Genomic DNA, 20,871 nt, shown 5'->3' on the forward strand with positions numbered 1-20,871 from the left:
GGAGATAACTCCAAAGCTTATGGAGATAACTCCAAAGGCTATGGAGATAGAATACATCCGTATAAAAAGGTTTAATCAGGAGATAGAAAAGGTTTATGCAACAGGGCCCGATCTATTGTTATTTCCACAATAATCCCAAATGCTCCCGGACTTTTATAGTAGAACTTTTAAAAAAAGCTGGTTGCCGGTTTTCTCTTTGATGAAATAAAAAAAGTTAAAAGGATGAACTTTTCTTCTTTTAAAGCTAACATGAACTCTTTATAAGAGGAAATCTTCTGTTTTTCAGTTTGTTATGCTTCGCTTTTACATGAACCGATTTATATATCTCTTGATAAGAGATATATATTTTCTGTGCAAAAATAAGCAAAGTTTTGAGAACTAATACATTTTTGGCAAAAAAAATAGGAATTTATATAAAAAAATAGTTCTCTCATTTATTTATATTCTTCTTTATTTCGTTTCAACAGCTCTGTAATCTGTTGATATAATGTGTGTTAATACCTTTTGTAGATCTCTTATCAAGAGATCTACAAAAATGTCGTTTTTAAGACCTTTTTATATATGGAATATATCTGGTCTTTGAAGCGGTATAATTAAATGAAAACAACATAAAGCAGATGGAATATCTATTTCTGAGACGTAAACGCACGACCGCTACTTCCGAGCGACAGAAGACTTTGCTTTTCAAGGCTGCCGAGCGGCAATGGAAAGAGGAGTTTGCCGGAAAGGAAACAGACATTCGCAAGGTGGATTGTAATATATATAAAGGTATATTGTACCAGCTTGAGATACGTCAGGTATTTCTTGACACCTCGCTTTCTCTGAAGAAACTGAGTGCACTGCTTGAAACAAACCAGACCTATCTGAGCAATGTGGTGAACAAATACTTTGGTTGTAATTTGAAGGAACTTGTGAACACGTATCGTGTGGAATATGCCAAAGAACTTCTCTGTTCCCGACGTTGTGCGCTGACTGAGCTGCCTTGCAGTTGTGGCTTTGCTTCGAAAAGTGCTTTCTACTCTGCTTTCAGCCGTATTGTCGGGGTATCACCTTTGTCATATCAGACTCAAGAAAGAAGGAGGCATCATTTGCAGGCAGTAAACTAGCTAAGCTATTAATAATGAAATTAATATGTATAACCAATTTTAGTTTTTTAAATTTATAAATTTAAAGTTTTTCTATTATGAACAAAAAGTTTTTAAGTGCAATCCTGTTCGGAGCCTTAATGGTGACCTCGACAGGAACATTTGTGTCTTGTAAGGACTATGATGATGACATTGACCGCATCGACAAGGAATTGAGCGAAGTCAAGGAAACCATTGCAAGTCTTGACTCGGCAATTAAGGCAGGTAAATTCGTTCAGTCATGTAATGAGGTTACCGGTGGATATGAACTGGTTTTCACTGACGGTTCCAAAATTACTATCAAGAACGGTACGAATGGAACAGATGGAGCAGCCGGTACTACTGTTATCCCTGAATTCCGTGTGGAAGGCAATTACTGGCAGGTCAGCACAGACAAAGGTGCTACTTGGGTGGATGTGAAAGATACCGAAGGTAACAAAGTTCCGGCCAGAGGTCAGGATGGTGAAGCTGCCGGTTCAAACGTGTCTTGGGTGACAGTGGACGGTGTGGAATACATCAAGATCGGTGACAAAGTTACTGATTTGAAGCAGAACAATGAATTTCCTAACATTGCTGTAGATGCTGAAAGCAAGACTGTAATCGTGACTATCGACGGTCAGAACTATACTTTGCTGCAGGAAGGTTCTGCATTCAAAGGGTTGCAGACTGTAGTTTACAGAAAACAGGCTGTTGATGATCTCAAGGATATTTGTAAAGCTTATGATATCTATTGGCTGGAAAATGAAGGAACTTTTGACTCAGATAAGGATGTTTTGTTTGCATCTGTTCCTGCTTATGCTTCATTCAAAGTATATCCGGGTGATTTCTCATTGAATAATGCGAAATTCTCCTTTGTTGATACGTATCAGGTTCGTAGTGTCGCTCCTGCTTTGACCTATATGGAAGGTTCTGCAAAATTAGAAAACGGTATTTTGAGCCTTGCTATTTTGCCGAATGAAGGTATTGAAACCTATAGTAATTATGCGACCTCATTGGATGTAACTATGTATGGTCAATATACATCAGCTTCCGATTATTTCACGGTAAGAAGAACAAAGGCATCTGTAAAGAGCATTGTTAATGCTTTTACTTCAACTAATATGGATGAAAATGATTATCCGGCAATTATTACTGAGGATGGTGAATCTTATGATGGTAAATCTTATGGATGCTTTGACTATCAAGGTGTTTATAATGTAAATGATTCTATTGACGCTTACATTTCCGGAGCTGCAACAGTATGGTTGAAGTCAACCAATATTTCATATACCAGAGTGTTCAGATTGTTGGATCAGAATGAGGATTATACATTTAATGGACAACCTATTAAAACTCGTCAGGGTATCTTTGAATTTAAAGATAATGTTTTGTCTGTAAAATCGACTAACCAGGCGTCTGCTATTGATGAATACGCTGCGATAGAAGTGACTACTACAGTTAAGCCACAGGAAGAAGGTGTTAAAGAATACGAGGTGAAGAATGTAGTCTTCATCAAGGCTGTTCGTCCTGCTGTTAATCCTGTATTTGGAACTGTTGCTTTGAAACCGTTGGATGCTAAGGAAAACTTTACATTTGCATACAATAGCTCACAGGCCCGGATCATTACTTTGGATGTCCGTAACTTTGAGGCTGCTATTGAAGGTCGTGATGTTATTGCTAATGATAATAATGAATATTGTACATTCATTACATTGAACAAGCCTGTATATGATGCTGGTGGCAGCAAGTTAGTGAGATATGAATCAATATCTGATGATTGTAATCAATATTATCAAAATAACAATTTGTCGACTACTATTCCTGCAAAGGTTACAGACTTGGCAAAAGCTCTTGAAACGGTTAAAAATGAGGCTGTCTTGTATTATAAGAACGGTGGAAACAATGCCGATAAGGACTCTTTGTTCTTGATTTTGACACCGGGTGCTAACTTTGCACAATTCAAGAATATGTCATTGCTAGCCGGAGCTTCTTCTTATGGACTCTTTGGTTGGGGAGCTACTGAGAAGATGACTAACGGAGTGAACACACCGTATGCAGTTTACAACAGCTTCGTAAACAAGCTGTTTAAGGTTTCTGTAGATAACTTCTCTGTAACCTATAACTTTGATTGTCCTATCAAGGATGAATATAAGAGTCGTACTATTATCGGTACATGGACAAAAACTGCCGGTGCTTATAGCAAATTCATCATGGAGTCTAATAACTTCGACAAGATGTACAATGTTGTTCCTGAAGATGCGACAGTTGAGTTTGAATTGGATTATAAGAAGCAGAATGCTTATGTTCAGGAAATGATGAAAGAAAATAACATTGAATGGACTAACACTAATCAGATTGCCTTTACTCCGCGTGTAGATTTGGCTAAGGTTGGAACTTTGAAAGTTGATATCTATGATGCTACTGCCGGTTCTGCTAAGCGTGTATTGTTTGCGACTGAAGACTGGAAGGTGGAACAACCTATCTTGGCATTCACTGATGTTGTTGATTTGAAGTATAATAATCCGGCATTGGCTACAAACGATCAGATTAAGATTATTGATTTGATTAATGCATTGAATGTTAAGGCAACAGAAGCTTCTTATAAAAAATGGACAAACTTGACATTGAAAGATGCTGTTGGCAATACATTGGTAAAATACAATGCCACTACGATTGCTGCTGAAGAAACCATAGCTGAAACATTGTATAGAAAAGATGCTGCCGGTAATGCTGTTGCTGAAGCTACAGGATTGGAAATTTCTTTGGATGAGAATGAAAAAGACTTTACTTATGATGCAGCTACTGCAACTCTTACTTGGAAGGGAACTCCGGAAGGTACAGTATATACTCATGATGTAAACTTGAATATTACTTATACTCATAACTGGGGTGTTGTAACCAAGACATTCAAGGTAACTGTAACAAGAAAAGTACAGTAAACATTCGGGCTAAGATAGAAAGTATAGCTTAAATTTGATATGCTTTCTTCTTGATGACTTCAAGCGAGGAGGGGATATGAATCTGATTACAGAAGAATATCCTCTCCTTTTTTATTATAAAAATATATTCTTGATATAATGACGAAATTAGTTCGATGCGGTATAAACTTTTATGCGGATGTAGATAATAAAAAAGCGGTAAATGATAGGGATGCCTTGCAGAACACTAAATTAATGGAACATTATACTCACCTTCTTGGTCAATTACAGTATGAAGGAGCTGGTATCTGGAGCCGTTTTAATATTATGTTCGGAATAAATGTTTCTTTATTCGGATTGGAAACCGTCTTGTTTAACTCTATATGTCAAACTTCTGAATATCTGACATTTATTATTGCATTTGGCGGATTGTCATTTTCAATATGGTCTATTTACGTAATGCAGAGATTATGGAGTTATCATGAGCACTGGAAGAATATGTTATGTGAAGCGGAAAAGGCTTTTCCGGATGAGTATGTGAAACTTTTCACAAAGATTCCTTCTAATTTGAAAAGAGAGAAAAAGTCTTGGGAGTTATGGCTGAAATCATACACCCAACCTTTTTTTGCCATATTGTCTCTTATTTGGTTGCTTATTATGGTGTTAAACCATGCTATTTATACTGATATGCTGAATAAGGAAAATATTATTCATCACGTGGGTGTGGTGAAAATACAACAGAATGAAAATTTAAAAAATAATGAAGATGAAAAAGATGATGGATTCGACTACTGTGATTATTACTACAACAGATAATAGAGTATTGTTGCAAAAAAGAGATGAGAACCCGGATATAGAGTACTCCGGATATTATTCTCTTGTTTCTGGCTACCTTGAGGAGGAGGAAACCCCTCTAGATGGCATTATCAGAGAACTGAAGGAAGAATTTGAACACAAGAAATCCCAAAAGGTGCATTTTAGTTCTATAACCTATTTGGGGTCTGAGTATAGAGCAGACTATGATAGATGGGAATATATTCATCATACTTATTTGATGGACGATGCAGCGGATATCCGTATTTTGGAAGGTGAATCTTTTGTCTTGCTGGATATGGATGAGTGTTTGAGATTGGAGAACCTTGCTCCTCATCATAAGTTGTTTTTATTAAAATATCGTGCCGGATTATGTAAAATTGACGTGCGTGAGCAATCAAAAAAAATGTTTGATGAAATAACTGTCAGGGATTTGATAAAAGTGGAATCCGTAGGGGATGTGAAAAATTATAGCTTGCTGGAGGCGGGAACTGGTTTTGTAATTGGCGAGGATACTACTTTGAGTGCTTCAATTCCAGCGGTGGAAGCCGCTAAATATATAGGATTCTTGCAATTCGTCCCAAAGGTTCTTAGAGGCAATCATTATCATTTTAGAAAGGTGGAATATATGCTTATTTTACAGGGGCGTATGCATGCCACTTTTCAGAAATATGATGATAGTGAGGCTGTAATAGAAGAGATTTGGGAAAAGGGGGATTTGGTACGGACTTTACCGGGGTGCGTCCATACATTAACAGCTTTAGGAGAGTCGAATGTGTTGACTATTGAGTTTTCTCCACAGCCTTATGTTGCGAGGGATGTGTTGATGAATGATAAAAAATAGCTTGAATATGGGAACCATTGCAGTAACGGGGGCTACCGGTTATTTGGCTGAGAAATTGATAGAACGGTTGATTACCCAAGGACATACTATTCATGCGATAGCCAGGAATGAAGGAAAACTGATTGCTCTGAGGGGGAAATTTAAAAGCGTTCAAATCTTTCCATGCCCCGTTGAAGATTATCTTTTATTGAAAAAGGCATTGAATGGTTGTGATGGGATATTTCATTTGGCTGCGTTTAAAGATGTCATTTTGGCAAAAGAACATCCTCTGAAAGCTGTTCAGACTAATATTCTTGGTACGTTGAATCTTCTTAAAATAACTGTTGAGGAACAGAACATAAAATTTATTCTGGCAACAAGCACTGATAAAGCTGTTCAAGTTTCAGGAACGTATGGGGCTACTAAATTGCTTATGGAGAATCTTTTTGGGGATTTTGAGCAAATAAACGGATCGAATTGCGCTTATAGGATAGTTCGTTATGGAAATGTATTGCATTCTACAGGGTCTGTTTTGGTAAAATGGAAGTATGCATTAGAAAATAGGAAGGAGCTTATATTGACAGATCCTGAAGCTACCCGGTTTTTTATTACGTGGGAACAGGCAATAGATGTTATTTTTTCCTGTTTAAATGACGCTCAAAGTGCGGAACCGTTTTATCCGCCTGATATGAAATCGATAAGCTTAGGAATTTTATTGGAACTCACAATAAGAAAGTATGCTAAAACTGTTCCTGACATCAGAGTTATCGGTTTACAAAAAGGGGAAAATAAGCACGAATGTATCACGGCAGACTTAAGCAGTGAATATGCTGAAAGATGGAATAATGAGGAATTATTAAACCTTATCTAGAAAATACTATGAATGATAGATAGTTAAATCTTTCTTTTAAGACGGGGAATTGCAGTATATTGATTACTTTTGTCCTGTATCATAACTTATTAAACCTCGGATAGATATGAGAACAGAAGGCATACAGGATAAATACATCAACCCTTATGCCGATTTCGGCTTCAAGTTGCTTTTCGGCACGGCAATGAACAAGGAACTTTTCGAGGCTGCCGAGATAGCTAAGTTCAATCCTAAGGAATTAGGCGAGTATTGGGAAAGTTTGAAGAATTTCCGTGATTGGTACAGTGTGATGTCCACCCAGTTGAAGAAGGTCTTGAGCAAGGTCGTAAGGAAGAATGCTTCAAGAATGCAAAAAAAATGAAACAGGCCGGTATTGCATTTGATGTAATTGCACAGGTTACCGGTCTGTCTATAGGGGAAATAGCGTCTTTGTAAGTCGTTTACAGCACCAGTCCGTCCAGCATCTCGATATAAAGCCTTATTGCTTCCTCAATTTCCGAAACCATGATATATTCATCAGCCGTATGTGAACGGGAGGACTTTCCCGGACCGATTTTGACAGACGGGAACTTCATCAACGCCTGATCGGACAAAGTAGGAGAGCCGAAAGGTACACGTCCTAGTTTTACCGCGCGTTTCACAAAGGGATGCTCGGCACTGATATGAGATGAGTTCAAGCGGAAAGAACGGGCTTTCGCCTCGCTTTTTAGACGGGCGCTTATTTCTTTGAATAGTTCTTCGTTAGAGTAACATTCATTACTGCGGATATCCACAACGAAAGTACAAGTATCGGGGATGACATTATGCTGCGTGCCGGCATTTATTTGTGTCACGCTCATTTTGACGGGGCCTAGCAGGGAGGATTCCTTCGGGAATTTATAATCACGGAACCACTGAATGTCTTCCAGTACTTTGTAAATAGCATTCACTCCTTCATTGCGTGCGGCATGTCCGGCTTTTCCGTATGCGGTAACATCCAGCACCATCAATCCCTTTTCGGCAATGGCAGGCTGCATTTCTGTCGGTTCACCCACTATGCCCAAGGTGATGGGAGGTAGTTGGGGCAATACGCTTTCTATTCCGTTTTTTCCGGAAACTTCTTCTTCACATGAGGCAAGAAAGATCAGATTGTATGCCTGCTCGGTTGTAGAGAGATGGCGGTACACCTGAAATAAGGATACTACACTGGCGCCGGCGTCATTACTTCCCAAACCGTAAATCTTTCCGTTTTCGGCTTTCGGAGTGAAAGGATGTTTCCGCCATCCGTTTACCGGTTTTACGGTATCGATGTGGGAATTTAGTAAAATAGTCGGTTTGTTGAGGTCGAACATCGGACTGATACACCAAATGTTGTTGCCCGAACGACCGGTCATGATACCTGTTTCTTCAATATAGTTCTGCAGAAAGTCGGCGGCAGCTTCTTCTTCCCGGCTCAATGAGGGGATACCGATTAACGAATTCAGCAATGTGGTTGCTTCGGAAGTGTAATATTCTATATCAATCATCTTGATTTTAATAATTTAATGTGTTGCAAAGATACTATTTTTGCGTGGTAAACGGTGATGAAAAAAGTAGGTAATTAAGTTAGATATGCAACTAAAACTTTCGGCTGATTTCTTCTAACTCTTTGACTGGTTGGGAAAATTAATGCCTGTTTATAGAGGATAATTCCAAATTAAACGATAACTTTGCCGATGAATTAAAAATAAATCTTTGGAATGAGTAGTTCTTTCTTATCTGTCCTGATACAACGTCAGGCAGGGAAATATGGTGATCGTGTAGCGTTGCGTTACCGCGATTATAAAACAGAAACATGGATTCCGGTTTCTTGGAACCAGTTTGCCGCAACTGTAAAAACAGTTTCGAATGCATTGATAGAATTAGGTATAGGCATACAGGAAAATATAGCAGTTTTTTCTCAAAATAAACCGGAATGTCTGTATGTGGACTTTGGAGCTTTTGGGGTACGGGCTGTTACTGTACCATTTTATGCTACCAGTTCCGAGGCGCAGGTACATTATATGGTAGGTGATGCCGAAATACGTTATATCTTTGTAGGTGAACAGTTGCAATATGATGTGGCGTTCCGGGTTATGCAACTGGGAAGCCAACTGAAACAGATTATAATTTTCGACAAGGAGGTAAAACGTGATGAGCGGGACCAGACTTCCATTTATTTTGATGACTTTCTGAAATTGGGCGAGGCGCATCCGCATCAAGCTGAGGTAGACAAGCGTACTTCAGAGTCGGGTAATGGTGATCTTGCCAATATTCTTTATACCAGTGGAACAACCGGAGACAGCAAGGGGGTGATGTTGCATCATTCTTGCTATGAGGCGGCCATTCCGGCACACGATGAACGTTTCCCTCAATTGGGTGATCAGGATGTGATTATGAATTTCCTTCCTTTTACTCATGTGTTTGAGCGTGCATGGACTTGCTGGTGTCTTTCGATGGGGTGTACTTTGTCTATCAACTTGCGTCCTGCTGATATCCAGAAGACAATAAAGGAGATCCGTCCTACGGCTATGTGCAGTGTTCCCCGTTTCTGGGAGAAAGTGTATGCCGGCGTGCAAGAAAAAATCAATGAGACAACCGGATTGAAAAAGAAGTTGATGCTGGATGCTATTAAAGTGGGACGTGAACATAATTTGGAATATGTGTACAAAGGGCTGACTCCTCCGCCTGTATTGCACATGAAATATAAATTTTATGAGAAAACGATCTATAGCTTGTTGAAAAAGACTATTGGCATTGAAAACGGGCGTTTCTTCCCTACTGCCGGTGCGGCTATTCCGCCGGCTGTACAGGAGTTTGTTTTGTCGGTGGGAATTAATATGGTAGCGGGTTATGGATTGACGGAATCTACTGCAACGGTTGCTTGTGAGAATGATAATGACCATGTGGTTGGTTCGGTGGGGCGTATCATGCCTCATGTGCAGGTCAGAATAGGGGAGAATAACGAAATAATGCTACGTGGTGAGGGAATCACTCATGGCTATTATAAAAAGGAAGCTGCTACGAAAGCAGCGTTTACTGAAGACGGATGGTTCCATACCGGTGATGCGGGTTATATAAAAGATGGGCATTTGTTCCTTACAGAGCGTATCAAGGACTTGTTTAAAACTTCAAACGGGAAGTATATCGCTCCTCAAGCCATTGAAGCCAAATTGGTGGTAGACCGTTATATCGATCAGATTTCTATTATTGCCGATGAACGTAAATTTGTTTCTGCTTTGATAATTCCTGAATATAAACTGGTGAAAGAGTATGCCGCAAAAAAAGGTATTCGCTATGAAAGTATGGAGGAACTGTTGCAGAAACCGGAAATTATCGATTTGTTTAAAGAGCGGATTGATACACTGCAGCAGCAGTTTGCACATTATGAACAGATCAAGAGGTTTACCTTGTTGCCCCATCCTTTCAGTATGGAACGTGGTGAGCTGACCAATACGTTGAAAATAAAACGTAATGTGCTGAACAAGAACTATGCTGCCGAAATAGAAAAGATGTACGAAGAATAATGGGAAAATGAATAGATTTCCACTATCTTTGCACCTTGAAATGCAAAAATTCTCAAGATGATAACAATAGAGCAACTGAAAGACGTAAAAGAACGTACTGCGGCACTTGAAAGATATCTGGACATAGAAAATAAACTGGTTCAGGTGGAAGAAGAACAACTGCGTACGCAGGCGCCCGGTTTTTGGGATGATGCCAAGAAAGCAGAAGCACAAATGAGGAAGGTGAAAGATCTGCAAAAATGGATCGACGGTTACCGTGAGGTAAAGACGATGGCAGATGAACTGGAATTGGCTTTTGACTTTTGTAAAGATGATTTGGTTACCGAAGAAGAAGTGGATGCAGCGTATCAAAAGGCTGTCACTGCGGTGGAGGCATTGGAACTGAAGAATATGCTTCGCCAGGAGGCCGACCAAATGGATTGTGTATTGAAAATTAATTGCGGTGCCGGTGGTACTGAAAGTCAGGATTGGGCTTCCATGCTGATGCGTATGTATATGCGTTGGGCGGAGACCAATGGCTATAAAGTGAGCGTGGCTAACCTTCAGGATGGGGATGAGGCCGGAATCAAGACGGTGACTATGAATATTGAGGGCAGTTTTGCATATGGTTATCTGAAAGGTGAGAATGGAGTCCACCGCTTGGTGCGCGTGTCTCCTTATAATGCTCAGGGGAAACGGATGACTTCTTTTGCTTCTGTGTTTGTAACGCCGTTGGTGGATGATAGTATTGAAGTGACAATTGAACCTGCCCGTATGTCTTGGGATACTTTCCGTTCGGGAGGGGCCGGCGGACAGAATGTGAACAAGGTGGAATCAGGAGTACGTCTGCGTTATCAATATAAAGATCCGTATACCGGTGAGGAAGAGGAAATCTTGATTGAGAATACTGAAACCCGTGACCAGCCGAAGAATAAGGAAAATGCGATGAGACAGTTGCGTTCAATTTTATATGATAAGGAATTGCAGCACCGCATGGAAGAACAGGCCAAGGTGGAGGCTGGCAAGAAGAAGATTGAATGGGGATCACAGATACGCAGTTATGTCTTTGATGACCGTCGTGTGAAGGATCATCGTACTAATTTTCAAACTTCGGATGTGAACGGAGTGATGGATGGAAAGATTGATGGCTTTATCAAGGCATACTTGATGGAGTTTTCCGGTTCGGAGAATTAGTAAATTCTTCGTAATTTATTTGTTTTCTTCTAGAAACTTTGTACTTTTGGGATATTCAAAAGAGATGGTTTAATCTTAAAAATGAAATACTTATGGGAAAGAATAAGAAAGCTGCTTATAGTAAGCGGGAAGAAGAGAAAGCAAATAGGATTGTAAAAGGTCTGTTCATCGGATTAATTGTATTAGCCCTTGTTATTATGGTGGGCTATGCCATGTATGGATAAAAACGGAAAATAAATAGTGAAGTCCTGCTGAGGTTATTCTCTGCGGGGCTTTTTTATATATTAAAACGCTATGGGACAAGAAATAGAACGAAAATTTTTAGTAAAGGACGACAGTTATAAACTAGAGGCTTATGCACATAGTCATATTGTGCAAGGTTATATCTGTAGTGCTCGTGGAAGAACTGTCCGGGTGCGTATTCGGGATAATAAAGGGTATCTTACTATCAAAGGGGCTTCCAATGACTCCGGTACAAGTCGTTATGAGTGGGAGAAGGAGATCAGTTTGCAAGAGGCCGAAGAGTTGATGAAACTGTGTGAGCCTGGGGTGATTGATAAAATCCGGTATTTGGTGAAAAGTGGAGAGCATATCTTTGAAGTGGATGAGTTTTATGGTGAGAATGAAGGCTTGACTGTAGCGGAAGTGGAATTGAATAGTGAGGACGAATTGTTCAAAAAGCCCCATTTCATCGAAAAAGAGGTAACGGGAGATATTCGTTATTATAATTCTTTTTTGATGAAGAATCCTTATACTCGCTGGTAGATAATATATAGGCTTCTTTAACGTCTGAAAATAAACTACTTGCTATCGTTTACCTACCTTTGCAACAAACACAAACTCATTATTGATATATGAAACACAACATTTTATGGGGCATTATCTTGCTTGTGGCAAGTTTGTCATTTACGGCGAAGGCGCAAAAGGCTGTCCAAGGCCAGTTCTCAGTCAAGGGAGTCTTATTAGATTCTTTGTCTAATGAAGGGGAACCGTATTCTACAATCCGTATTTCATTGAAGAACAATCCTGCAAAGCCGGTGAAACTGGCTGTGACAGGAGCGGACGGCAGGTTTGACGAACGGCTTGCCGTGCCGGGGACTTATCTCATTCATTTTACTTCTGTAGGAAAGTCTCCTGTACAGAAGGAGTTCTCGATATCGGCAAATCGTAGGAATGTTGATTTGGGTAAGATTCTGATAGCAGAAGCGACTGAAATGTTGAAAGGAGTGGAGGTGGTAGCGCAGAAACCTTTGGTAAAGGCGGAAATAGACAAAGTGACGTATAGTATAGAGGATGATCCGGATTCTAAAACCAATACGACTCTTGAAATGCTCCGTAAAGTTCCGCTGGTGACTGTAGATGGAGAGGATAAAATTCAAGTAAACGGTAGCAGTAAGTTTAAAGTGCATGTTAATGGCAAGCCGAATAACATGATGAGCAATAATCCTACCGAGGTATTGCGGAGTATGCCGGCCAATTCCATTAAATCTATAGAGGTTATCACCGAGCCTGGGGCTAAATATGACGCGGAAGGGGTGGCGGGCATCTTGAATATTATCACTGTAGGAGCAGGAATGGAAGGATATACGGTGACATTGAATGGTGGTGCAAGCAATATGCGTGTGTATGGTGGCGGTTATGGTACGGTGCAGTCGGGCAAGTTCACTGTTACCGGTAATTATTCTTATAACTACCAGGGATCTCAAAAGGGATTTGAAGATTCATATCGTGAGGATTTCACGTCTCAGGAAAATAAATTTTTGGAGTCGCATCGAAGAAGCAAGAGCTATGGCAATTTTCAATTTGGCAGTCTGGAAGGAAGTTATGAGATTGACACTTTGAATCTGATTAGTTTTTCTATGAATCTGATGACTGGCAATTTTACGAATAAGAGGATTGGAAATACCCAGATGACGAATCATGCCGGTAATCCGGTTTACGGTTACGGTTCTTTGGGAAATAATGAATCGGGCTTTGGCGAAGTGGGGGGCAACATGGATTATCAGCATTCGTTTAAAAAGAAAGGGGAACTTCTTACTTTCTCTTATCGTTTTAGCCATTCCCCCAATAACAGTGAAGCGAATACGGATTATGAGGATACGTTGAATGTTCCTTATCTTTTGCAAAACCAATATTTTAAAAATGATGCCAGCACACAAGAGCATACGGCTCAATTGGACTATACCAATCCGATAAATTCGATACACAGCATTGAAACTGGTATAAAGTATATTTTTCGTAGAAGTAAAAGTGATGGTAAATATTATCTGGCCGATAAAACCGGAGAATATAAGTATGATCAGGATATGAGTACGCAATATGATCATAAGCAGGATATTCTGGCTGCTTATTTGGGCTATCAGCTGAAGTACAAAAAACTCGGTGGAAAGGCGGGAATTCGCTATGAGCATACATTTATGGATGCGGATTATAAAAATAAGGATGAGAAGTTTGATGCTCAGTTTGATGATTTGGTTCCATCCTTGATGTTCTCTTACCAATTGGCTCCTACTCAAAGTTTGAGGGCATCTTATAATATGCGTATCAGCCGGCCGGGTATTTGGTTTTTGAATCCGTTTACTGACACCAGCAACCCTACTGCGATCAGTTACGGTAATCCTGATTTGGAAAGTGAAAAGGCCCATTCGCTTAGTGTTACTTTCGGTAGTTTCTCGCAGAAATTTAATGTAAATGTCAGTGCTAATTATTCTTTTGTCAATAATGGTATAGAGCAATACTCTTTTATAAAAGATGGTGTGATGAATTCTACCTATGATAATATAGGAAAAAGTAAGAATATTAATTTGTCTTTGTTCTTGAACTGGAATATGTCTCCTAAAACCCGCTTTAATATCAATGGACGGGGAGCTTATGTGGATTATAGAAGTTCAGGGCTTGATTTAAAGAATCATGGCTGGGAAGGAAATGTCTTCGGAAGCTTCCAGCAGACTCTGCCTTGGGATCTGCGTCTGAGTCTGAACGGAGGGGGTGGTACTCCGCATATCTCTTTGCAAGGTAAAAGTTCCTCTTTCTATTATTATGCGATAGGGCTCAGTCGTTCTTTCTTGAAGGAAAAGAGGCTGACTATATCTCTTAACTCGTCCAATTTATTTAATAAATATATTACTTTTAAGAATAACATCAATACTCCTACTTTCTGCTCTTCTACTGCTACCAGAATTCCGATGCGTTATTATGGATTTAATATCAGTTGGCGTTTTGGGGAGTTGAAGGCTCAGGTAAAAAAAGCTGCGCGAAGCATTAATAATGATGATTTGAAAAGTGGAGGAGGTAATGCTGGAACCGGTGGAGGGATACCGGCTAATTAAAAGTTAAAACGAAACCACCTGTTAACTGTTAATTTAGGGGGTAAAAACTGTTATTTGATAGTTTATACCCCCTTTGTTGTTAGTTTTTCTGTCGTGACTTTTGCGAGAAGTCGTTAATATTGCAGCAGAAAGCAAAAACAGAAAATAACAATTTAAAAATAGATTAATATGAAGACAGTCGACTTTACACAGCATTTACTAAGTATACAAACCGAATTATTTCGCTTTGCATTTAAATTGACAGCTGACAGAGAAGAGGCTAATGATTTGTTGCAGGAAACTTCACTTAAAGCTTTGGACAACGAAGAGAAGTTTACTCCAGATACGAATTTTAAAGGATGGATGTACACCATCATGCGTAATATATTTATAAATAATTATCGTAAAACAGTGCGTGATCAGACTTTCGTCGATCAGACAGATAACTTGTTCCATTTGAATCTTCCACAGGACTCAGGATTCGATTCTACAGAAGGTGCTTATGATTTGAAAGAGATACATCGTATCGTGAATGCGTTGCCTAAAGATTACCGTGTGCCGTTTGCTATGTATGTATCAGGATTTAAATATAGGGAAATTGCCGAAAAACTGGGACTTCCGTTGGGAACAGTGAAAAGCCGTATCTTTTTCACTCGTCAGAGGTTGCAGAATGATCTGAAAGATTTCCGTTAAGTTGACTCTCTATCTTTATTATATAACTTTGACTTTTATCATCACGCCGACTGTTCGCGAAGAATCGTCGGCGTTTCTTTTTAGGATTTACGCCATATAAGGGGGCGAAGTAAGTAATATCCTATTAAGGCGGCTAGTCCGACTCCAATGCTGTTTGCCAGAAAATCCAGCCAGTCACCGCTGCGGGTATCTGTGCAATAAGCTTGCATCAGTTCGATACACCCGCTCATAGCTACAGGAGCTATGATGCCTCCCCATATTACATGATTCCAATTGATAGCCTTATGATTCCTCAGGTATTCTATCCATAAAATGAAACAGAGTCCTCCATACATGCATATATGCACTACTTTGTCTATGTAGGGGATTTCTTCCACATCTGTTTTAGGAGGAGTGAAAAAGGAAAGATAAAAGATGATAGCTACAATGATCAAGGATACCGGATATTTTCTAAAATAATATAGCATACTTTAATTTTTTTGTGATTCGTCGCAAAAGTACGATTAATTTTATACTTTTGCAGGCTAACCAGTGTTGATTTATAATAATTTGATAGTTTTTTATGCAAAAAAGCGAAAGAGTAAATTTCGGAAGTAAGATTGGGGCTGTTCTGGCGGCGGCAGGTTCGGCTGTAGGACTTGGTAATATATGGAGGTTTCCCTATGAAACGGGAAATCATGGAGGTGCGGCATTTATCTTAGTATACTTGGCGTGTGTTTTTATGTTGGGAATGCCTATTATGATTGCCGAATTCACAGTAGGTCGTCATTCAAAAGCAAGTACGGGACGTGCTTATAAGGTTTTGGCACCCGGAACTCATTGGAAGTGGTTGGGATATTTGGGGGTTTTGGCCGGTTTTCTTATTCTAGGATATTATTCGGTAGTGGCAGGATGGACTTTGGAATATATATTGGAAGCGGGAATGAATGGTTTTGCAGATAAGAAGCCGGAAGATTTTGTGGTTGCTTTCCAGAGTTTTTCGAAGGACCCTGTTCGTCCGCTTATCTGGCTGGTCATCTTTTTATTGGCCACCCATTTTGTTATAGTAAAGGGAGTGAAAGATGGAATAGAGAAATCTTCGAAGGTGCTGATGCCTGTTTTGTTTGTACTGATAGTAGTTTTGGTGGGGTGCTCATTGTCGCTTCCCAATGCGGAAAAAGGTTTGGAGTTTCTGCTGAAGCCTGATTTCAGTAAAGTGAACGGAGATGTTTTCTTAGGGGCTATGGGGCAGGCGTTCTTTTCCTTGAGTTTGGGAATGGGATGTCTTTCAACCTATGCTTCTTATTTTGGGAAAGAAACCAAACTGGGAAATACGGCTCTGAGTGTCGGTGTGATTGATACTTTTGTGGCTGTCTTGGCCGGATTGATTATTTTTCCGGCGGCCTTTTCTGTAGGTATCCAGCCGGATGCGGGACCATCATTAATTTTTATTACATTGCCTAATGTTTTTCAGCAAGCTTTTAGCGGTGTGCCGATATTAGCTTATATTTTCTCGGTGATGTTCTATGTCTTGTTGGCTTTGGCTGCATTGACTTCTACTATTTCTCTACATGAAGTGGTGACGGCTTTTCTGCACGAGGAATTCAATTTAACTCGTGGCCGTGCTGCTAGATTGGTCACTTTCGGGTGCATTATAATTGGAGTCATTTCTTCCTTGTCATTGGGAGTTATGCAGAAATATACGCTGTTTGATAAGGGATTCTTTGACTTACTTGATTTTGTCACTGCAAAAATAATGCTTCCTTTGGGTGGCTTGCTGGTATGTATCTTTGTAGGATGGTATTTGAAACGTTCCGTTTCTTATGAAGAATTGACCAATGGGGGAAAACTGAAAGCAGGTCTTTTCAATTTGTATATCTTCTTGTTGAGATACGTGGCACCTGTGGCTATCATTTTGATTTTTATCAATGAATTAGGGCTAATTTAGAATTGTAATGTGGAAAGACTTCTTCTATTTTTCGAAAAGCGAACGCAGAGCTATACTTTTTTTGTTGACTTTGCTTTTCATATTTATGTGTATATGGGTTCTGTTTCCAGTAAAGGAAGAGTCTTTGGAACAGGATCAAGAGGGGATAGAAGAAATAAAAAACTTTCTGGCCGGAGTACATGAGATGGAGGAGAAGGAATCTCTGCGATATTCCTATGATAAGCCTAAAAGAAGAGAGGTGGTATTGGCTGCTTTTGATCCAAATTCAGCCGATTCCATCGAATTTTTGCAACGTGGATTGCCTCCTTTTATTGCACATACTATTTTGCAATACCGGAGAGCCGGCGGTAAATTCAGGACAGCGGATGATTTCTCTCGTGTTTATGGCTTGTCGTCCGAGAAATTTAATATGTTAAAACCTTATATCCAGATATCAGAGGCTTTTCGGCGGAAACAGGATACATTGCACTTTATCAAAAAGGCGGAGAAAGATACGTTGGCGGTTTATAAATATCCGGAAGGAACTTTAGTCGATTTGAATGAAGCGGACACTACCGAGTTGAAAAAGATTCCGGGAATAGGCAGTGGCATTGCACGCATGATTGTGGCTTACCGGAAACGTTTGGGAGGTTTTTATGATATGGCTCAATTGAAGGAAGTGAACTATGTAGATGAGGATATGTTGAGATGGTTTAAACTCGGAAATGCACCAATTCATCGGATAAATGCCAATAAGGCCGGGCTTGACAAACTTCGCTCTCATCCTTATATGAATTTTTATCAGGCAAAGGTAATTATAGAATATAGGAGGAAAAAGGGAAAATTAAAAAGTCTTTCCCAGTTATCCTTGTATGAGGAATTCACTGAGAAAGACTTGGAACGTTTGTCGCACTATCTTGCTTTTGATTAATTGTTGGGATAACCAGCAGCTTCTGCTATTTTTACCGGAATTTCGGTATTGTCAATGCGACCTTGGAATAGTTGGGCGCCGGCTCCGATAGCGAATACGGGTACATAACCTCCAGAGTGCCCACCACTGGTCCAACCTACCAGAGCGATGTCATCCAGAATTCTTTTGGCCTCAGCTGCCAAAGGTTCGTCTTGTTGATATTCACTTTTGGTTAAATCTATCTCTTTACCGCTAAATGATTCATCATATACTTTCTTCAGGGATGCTTCTTGCTTTTCATTCAATTGAATACTATCCCAAAATCCGAAATTATCCTTCAATGATTGCTTGATAACTTCCCAAGGTACTTGATTCTTGTATTTTTTTCTTAATTCGTTTACAATTTTAGTATATCCGCTTTCACTTACTTTTTGTGATTTTAAAGCTTGCAGGTTCAAAGTATACGGACCTTTTCCTAAAACGATTCCTCCGGTTTCGTGGTCGGCTGTTACTACAATCAGGGTTTCATCAGGATGTTGTTCATAGAATTCGTAAGCAACTTTTATGGCATTGTCCATATCCATCACTTCGTGGAATACGGTAGCGGCGTCGTTGCTGTGGCAAGCCCAGTCTATTTTACCTCCTTCAACCATCAGGAAGAACCCTTTTGATAGATCTTTAGACAGGAAATTGATTCCGGCACGGGTGATTTCAGTTAAAGTCATATCGCCTTTTTTTCGATCGATAGCATAGGGGATAGCACTATTGTCTGTTGCTGTTGCAGGTTGTAAGAGAATCAGTTTGTCCGATTTTTTTGCTTTTTTCTGATAGTCCTTGTAGCCACGGGCTATGGTATATCCGGCTTTGTCCACCAGTGTGTACAGACTTTCTGAATTTGAACCGGCGGCTTTTTTGTTGGTGGGATCTAAAAAGTCTGATCCTGCATAGAAATCGAAGTTGGCATCAATCAAATCCAGACCCACGTTGTAATAGCTGCTTCTTTGTCCTTGGTGTGCGTAAAAAGCAGCCGGTGTGGCATGGTCTACGCTGACACTGGTACTGATACCTACACGGCAACCTTTATTTTTTGCCCAAGAAGCAACACTGTTAACTTTGGTTTCCAGATCCTTTTTCACACCTAATGCGCCATTTTTTGTTTTGTTTCCCGTAGCAAGTGCTGTTCCTGCAGCGGCCGAATCTGTCACTCCGTTGGTTGCCGAGAAAGTAGTGGCTATGGTTGCATAAGGAAATTGGGTGAATAATAACGGAGTCACACCAATTTTGCCTTCCAACTCTCCACGATACATCTCTGTTCCTAAAACTTGGTTAACACCCATTCCATCTCCGATGAAATAAAATACATACTTTGCTTGCTGTGCCTGTACAAAAAGAATGGACAGGAATACAAATACAATAATAAACGATAGTTTTTTCATATTAATTGAGTTAATGACATTTTTTTCAGCCTAGCAAATATAGGGAAAAAAGACTTTTTATCGGTACTTCTTTCTTGAATAATTGAGATTTAATGGCCAAATACTTTTTTTGCAATAAGTTTGTAAATGAAATGTTTTTGGGGTGTAATATAAAAAATCTGTTTGGGAGTAGGGAATCCCGTGCTTTATACTATGCATCTGTTTGCTTTCGACATGGATATTGCATACAGATAATTGCTTTAATATTAGTGATTATTAATTATAAATCTTATATTTGTCTAATCTAGAGTCAGTAAATAAAGTATGGGAGAATTTATAAATGTATTAGTGTCAAAAGGGAAAAGCAATTTGATACCGGAAAAAGATAACCTGTATGGACAGTTTGTCGGTGAATGGGATTTTGAATGGGTTGATAACCAAGGTACAACAGGCGAAAGACATGTTCAGGGAGAGTGGATATTCGCTTGGGTGCTGGAAGGGACTGCAATTCAAGATGTGTTTATTTGCCCTTCGCGTAAGGCACGGATTAAAGATTATCAACCGGATGCAGCTTATGCGACTGCGGTACGTATGTATAATCCTAATACAGAGGCATGGGATATTTTATATACGGAATTAGGAGGGGCTACACAACTGGAAGGAAAAAGAGAAGGAAACAGGATTGTTCAGACGGAAATTAATGAGAAGAATATACAGTGGGTGTTTTCAGAAATTACAACGACTTCATTCCGTTGGCAACGTATGGTAAAACGTCCGGATGGTACTTGGGAAACTGAAGCTGAACTTTTTGCCGTTCGTCGATGATTAAGATGTATATTATATAAGTTTGAGAATATTGCAGCCTAAAATAGACTTGTTGTAGTAGAAGCTTAGAGGTGATTTGACGAGTTTATAAAGAAAGAATGTGTGAATGATAAACAACTTCAGAACCGCTTTCTTGCATTTAGCGGAGAAAATGTATTCAAACTAAATCCTGCTAGCTATACGCAGGAAAAGATGTGGGCAGGTATATGGAATCTTTGCGTAAGAATCTTTCTGCTTATACTCTTGATGATGCTCCCGAAGATGTTCGGGAACTCTATAAAGATGAATTCATCCAGCTTTATGCTTCAAGTATAAAGTGTTTTTTAATATGTATCAAATTGGGATTTATATCGGGAAGGAGTAGTTTTGCTCCAAGACTTAATCAAATATGGAGGCAGGTCAGAAGTGGATAAAGTTACAATCGAGCGGAAAGCTCGTATACCTCGTCATCCAGTCTATATTGCCGTATTTTGCGTTTTGTGAGAAAATAAAAAATCCTGATTCCGGAAATCAGACACTGTCCAAAATTTTGTGTAAATGGAAACAGGATTCAGCTGTAAGTTTGTTCTTATATCTGGATTCTGTTTTC

Annotated in this window: 18 protein-coding genes; 15 read left to right on the forward strand and 3 right to left on the reverse strand. The window is 39.6% G+C overall.

Annotation, left to right across the window (positions count from 1 at the left end):
- Positions 1 to 617: 617 nt before the first annotated feature.
- From AB5062_RS20575 to AB5062_RS20600, 6 genes are all read left to right on the forward strand, one after another.
- Entirely contained in the window at positions 618 to 1,106 is a 489-nt protein-coding gene (locus AB5062_RS20575; RefSeq protein WP_005845470.1) for an AraC family transcriptional regulator, read from the forward strand.
- 77 nt (positions 1,107 to 1,183) lie between these two features.
- Positions 1,184 to 4,042: a PL29 family lyase N-terminal domain-containing protein gene (locus AB5062_RS20580; RefSeq protein ID WP_016271507.1), complete on the forward strand. Its 2,859-nt coding sequence runs from the start codon at positions 1,184 to 1,186 to the stop codon at positions 4,040 to 4,042.
- A gap of 138 nt (positions 4,043 to 4,180) precedes the next feature.
- Entirely contained in the window at positions 4,181 to 4,837 is a 657-nt protein-coding gene (locus AB5062_RS20585; protein WP_005845475.1) for a hypothetical protein, read from the forward strand.
- Positions 4,788 to 5,678, forward strand: a complete 891-nt coding sequence (locus tag AB5062_RS20590) for an NUDIX domain-containing protein (RefSeq protein ID WP_016271508.1) — start codon at positions 4,788 to 4,790, stop codon at positions 5,676 to 5,678. Before AB5062_RS20585 ends, AB5062_RS20590 begins: the two co-directional genes overlap by 50 nt.
- Positions 5,679 to 5,685: 7 nt before the next feature.
- Complete coding sequence (locus AB5062_RS20595; RefSeq protein WP_272216858.1) at positions 5,686 to 6,528, forward strand: polysaccharide biosynthesis protein; 843 nt, start codon at positions 5,686 to 5,688, stop codon at positions 6,526 to 6,528.
- A 106-nt stretch (positions 6,529 to 6,634) separates the two neighbouring features.
- Entirely contained in the window at positions 6,635 to 6,889 is a 255-nt protein-coding gene (locus tag AB5062_RS20600) for an Rpn family recombination-promoting nuclease/putative transposase (RefSeq protein WP_229099045.1), read from the forward strand.
- Between the two features lie 79 nt (positions 6,890 to 6,968).
- On the opposite strand, the gene AB5062_RS20605 is transcribed toward AB5062_RS20600, so the two are convergent.
- A complete protein-coding gene (locus tag AB5062_RS20605; protein WP_005849513.1) occupies positions 6,969 to 8,033 on the reverse strand; it encodes a M20 family metallo-hydrolase in 1,065 nt (354 codons plus the stop codon).
- A 213-nt stretch (positions 8,034 to 8,246) separates the two neighbouring features.
- Here AB5062_RS20605 and AB5062_RS20610 point away from each other — a divergent pair, with 213 nt between their 5' ends.
- The 6 genes from AB5062_RS20610 to AB5062_RS20635 all read left to right on the forward strand — a co-directional run bounded on the left by AB5062_RS20610 (position 8,247) and on the right by AB5062_RS20635 (position 15,226).
- Positions 8,247 to 10,052 carry a long-chain fatty acid--CoA ligase gene (locus tag AB5062_RS20610; protein WP_005849510.1) on the forward strand — a complete coding sequence of 602 codons (1,806 nt, stop codon included), beginning with the start codon at positions 8,247 to 8,249 and terminating at the stop codon, positions 10,050 to 10,052.
- Between the two features lie 57 nt (positions 10,053 to 10,109).
- Entirely contained in the window at positions 10,110 to 11,225 is a 1,116-nt protein-coding gene (gene prfB / locus AB5062_RS20615) for a peptide chain release factor 2 (RefSeq protein WP_005845487.1), read from the forward strand.
- Between the two features lie 92 nt (positions 11,226 to 11,317).
- Complete coding sequence (locus tag AB5062_RS20620) at positions 11,318 to 11,449, forward strand: hypothetical protein (RefSeq protein WP_005845490.1); 132 nt, start codon at positions 11,318 to 11,320, stop codon at positions 11,447 to 11,449.
- A gap of 70 nt (positions 11,450 to 11,519) precedes the next feature.
- On the forward strand, positions 11,520 to 11,990 hold the full coding sequence (locus tag AB5062_RS20625; protein WP_005845492.1) for a CYTH domain-containing protein: 471 nt from the start codon (positions 11,520 to 11,522) through the stop codon (positions 11,988 to 11,990).
- An 89-nt stretch (positions 11,991 to 12,079) separates the two neighbouring features.
- The gene (locus AB5062_RS20630) at positions 12,080 to 14,554 is read left to right on the forward strand and encodes a TonB-dependent receptor (protein WP_005845494.1); all 2,475 of its coding nucleotides are present in this window, start codon (positions 12,080 to 12,082) and stop codon (positions 14,552 to 14,554) included.
- 168 nt (positions 14,555 to 14,722) lie between these two features.
- The gene (locus AB5062_RS20635) at positions 14,723 to 15,226 is read left to right on the forward strand and encodes an RNA polymerase sigma factor (RefSeq protein ID WP_005845496.1); all 504 of its coding nucleotides are present in this window, start codon (positions 14,723 to 14,725) and stop codon (positions 15,224 to 15,226) included.
- Positions 15,227 to 15,306: 80 nt separating this feature from the next.
- On the opposite strand, the gene AB5062_RS20640 is transcribed toward AB5062_RS20635, so the two are convergent.
- Positions 15,307 to 15,693 (reverse strand): VanZ family protein, encoded by a 387-nt coding sequence (locus AB5062_RS20640; protein ID WP_005849507.1) that lies wholly within the window; start codon positions 15,691 to 15,693, stop codon positions 15,307 to 15,309.
- A 95-nt stretch (positions 15,694 to 15,788) separates the two neighbouring features.
- Between AB5062_RS20640 and AB5062_RS20645 the strand changes: the two genes are divergently transcribed.
- Positions 15,789 to 17,153 (forward strand): sodium-dependent transporter, encoded by a 1,365-nt coding sequence (locus AB5062_RS20645; protein WP_008668319.1) that lies wholly within the window; start codon positions 15,789 to 15,791, stop codon positions 17,151 to 17,153.
- 7 nt (positions 17,154 to 17,160) lie between these two features.
- Positions 17,161 to 18,063 carry a helix-hairpin-helix domain-containing protein gene (locus AB5062_RS20650; protein ID WP_005849503.1) on the forward strand — a complete coding sequence of 301 codons (903 nt, stop codon included), beginning with the start codon at positions 17,161 to 17,163 and terminating at the stop codon, positions 18,061 to 18,063.
- Here the strand turns inward: AB5062_RS20650 and AB5062_RS20655 are convergent.
- The gene (locus AB5062_RS20655; RefSeq protein ID WP_005845506.1) at positions 18,060 to 19,478 is read right to left on the reverse strand and encodes an alkaline phosphatase; all 1,419 of its coding nucleotides are present in this window, start codon (positions 19,476 to 19,478) and stop codon (positions 18,060 to 18,062) included. The two genes, AB5062_RS20650 and AB5062_RS20655, sit on opposite strands and share 4 nt — an antisense overlap.
- 303 nt (positions 19,479 to 19,781) lie before the next feature.
- On the opposite strand from AB5062_RS20655, the gene AB5062_RS20660 reads away from it, so the two are divergent.
- Complete coding sequence (locus AB5062_RS20660) at positions 19,782 to 20,282, forward strand: hypothetical protein (protein ID WP_005845508.1); 501 nt, start codon at positions 19,782 to 19,784, stop codon at positions 20,280 to 20,282.
- The last annotated feature ends 589 nt before the right edge of the window (positions 20,283 to 20,871 follow it).

Origin of the sequence: Phocaeicola sp. RTP21359st1_B8_RTP21360_211022, assembly GCF_040911965.1 — a bacterium.
Classification (GTDB): Bacteria; Bacteroidota; Bacteroidia; order Bacteroidales; family Bacteroidaceae; genus Phocaeicola; species Phocaeicola vulgatus.

Coding starts and splice junctions, on each gene's coding strand:
- AB5062_RS20575 (WP_005845470.1), top strand. CDS start 618: ATGGAATATCTATTTCTGAGACGTAAACGCACGACCGCTACTTCCGAG.
- AB5062_RS20580 (WP_016271507.1), top strand. CDS start 1,184: ATGAACAAAAAGTTTTTAAGTGCAATCCTGTTCGGAGCCTTAATGGTG.
- AB5062_RS20585 (WP_005845475.1), top strand. CDS start 4,181: ATGACGAAATTAGTTCGATGCGGTATAAACTTTTATGCGGATGTAGAT.
- AB5062_RS20590 (WP_016271508.1), top strand. CDS start 4,788: ATGAAAAAGATGATGGATTCGACTACTGTGATTATTACTACAACAGAT.
- AB5062_RS20595 (WP_272216858.1), top strand. CDS start 5,686: ATGGGAACCATTGCAGTAACGGGGGCTACCGGTTATTTGGCTGAGAAA.
- AB5062_RS20600 (WP_229099045.1), top strand. CDS start 6,635: ATGAGAACAGAAGGCATACAGGATAAATACATCAACCCTTATGCCGAT.
- AB5062_RS20605 (WP_005849513.1), bottom strand. CDS start 8,033: ATGATTGATATAGAATATTACACTTCCGAAGCAACCACATTGCTGAAT.
- AB5062_RS20610 (WP_005849510.1), top strand. CDS start 8,247: ATGAGTAGTTCTTTCTTATCTGTCCTGATACAACGTCAGGCAGGGAAA.
- prfB (WP_005845487.1), top strand. CDS start 10,110: ATGATAACAATAGAGCAACTGAAAGACGTAAAAGAACGTACTGCGGCA.
- AB5062_RS20620 (WP_005845490.1), top strand. CDS start 11,318: ATGGGAAAGAATAAGAAAGCTGCTTATAGTAAGCGGGAAGAAGAGAAA.
- AB5062_RS20625 (WP_005845492.1), top strand. CDS start 11,520: ATGGGACAAGAAATAGAACGAAAATTTTTAGTAAAGGACGACAGTTAT.
- AB5062_RS20630 (WP_005845494.1), top strand. CDS start 12,080: ATGAAACACAACATTTTATGGGGCATTATCTTGCTTGTGGCAAGTTTG.
- AB5062_RS20635 (WP_005845496.1), top strand. CDS start 14,723: ATGAAGACAGTCGACTTTACACAGCATTTACTAAGTATACAAACCGAA.
- AB5062_RS20640 (WP_005849507.1), bottom strand. CDS start 15,693: ATGCTATATTATTTTAGAAAATATCCGGTATCCTTGATCATTGTAGCT.
- AB5062_RS20645 (WP_008668319.1), top strand. CDS start 15,789: ATGCAAAAAAGCGAAAGAGTAAATTTCGGAAGTAAGATTGGGGCTGTT.
- AB5062_RS20650 (WP_005849503.1), top strand. CDS start 17,161: ATGTGGAAAGACTTCTTCTATTTTTCGAAAAGCGAACGCAGAGCTATA.
- AB5062_RS20655 (WP_005845506.1), bottom strand. CDS start 19,478: ATGAAAAAACTATCGTTTATTATTGTATTTGTATTCCTGTCCATTCTT.
- AB5062_RS20660 (WP_005845508.1), top strand. CDS start 19,782: ATGGGAGAATTTATAAATGTATTAGTGTCAAAAGGGAAAAGCAATTTG.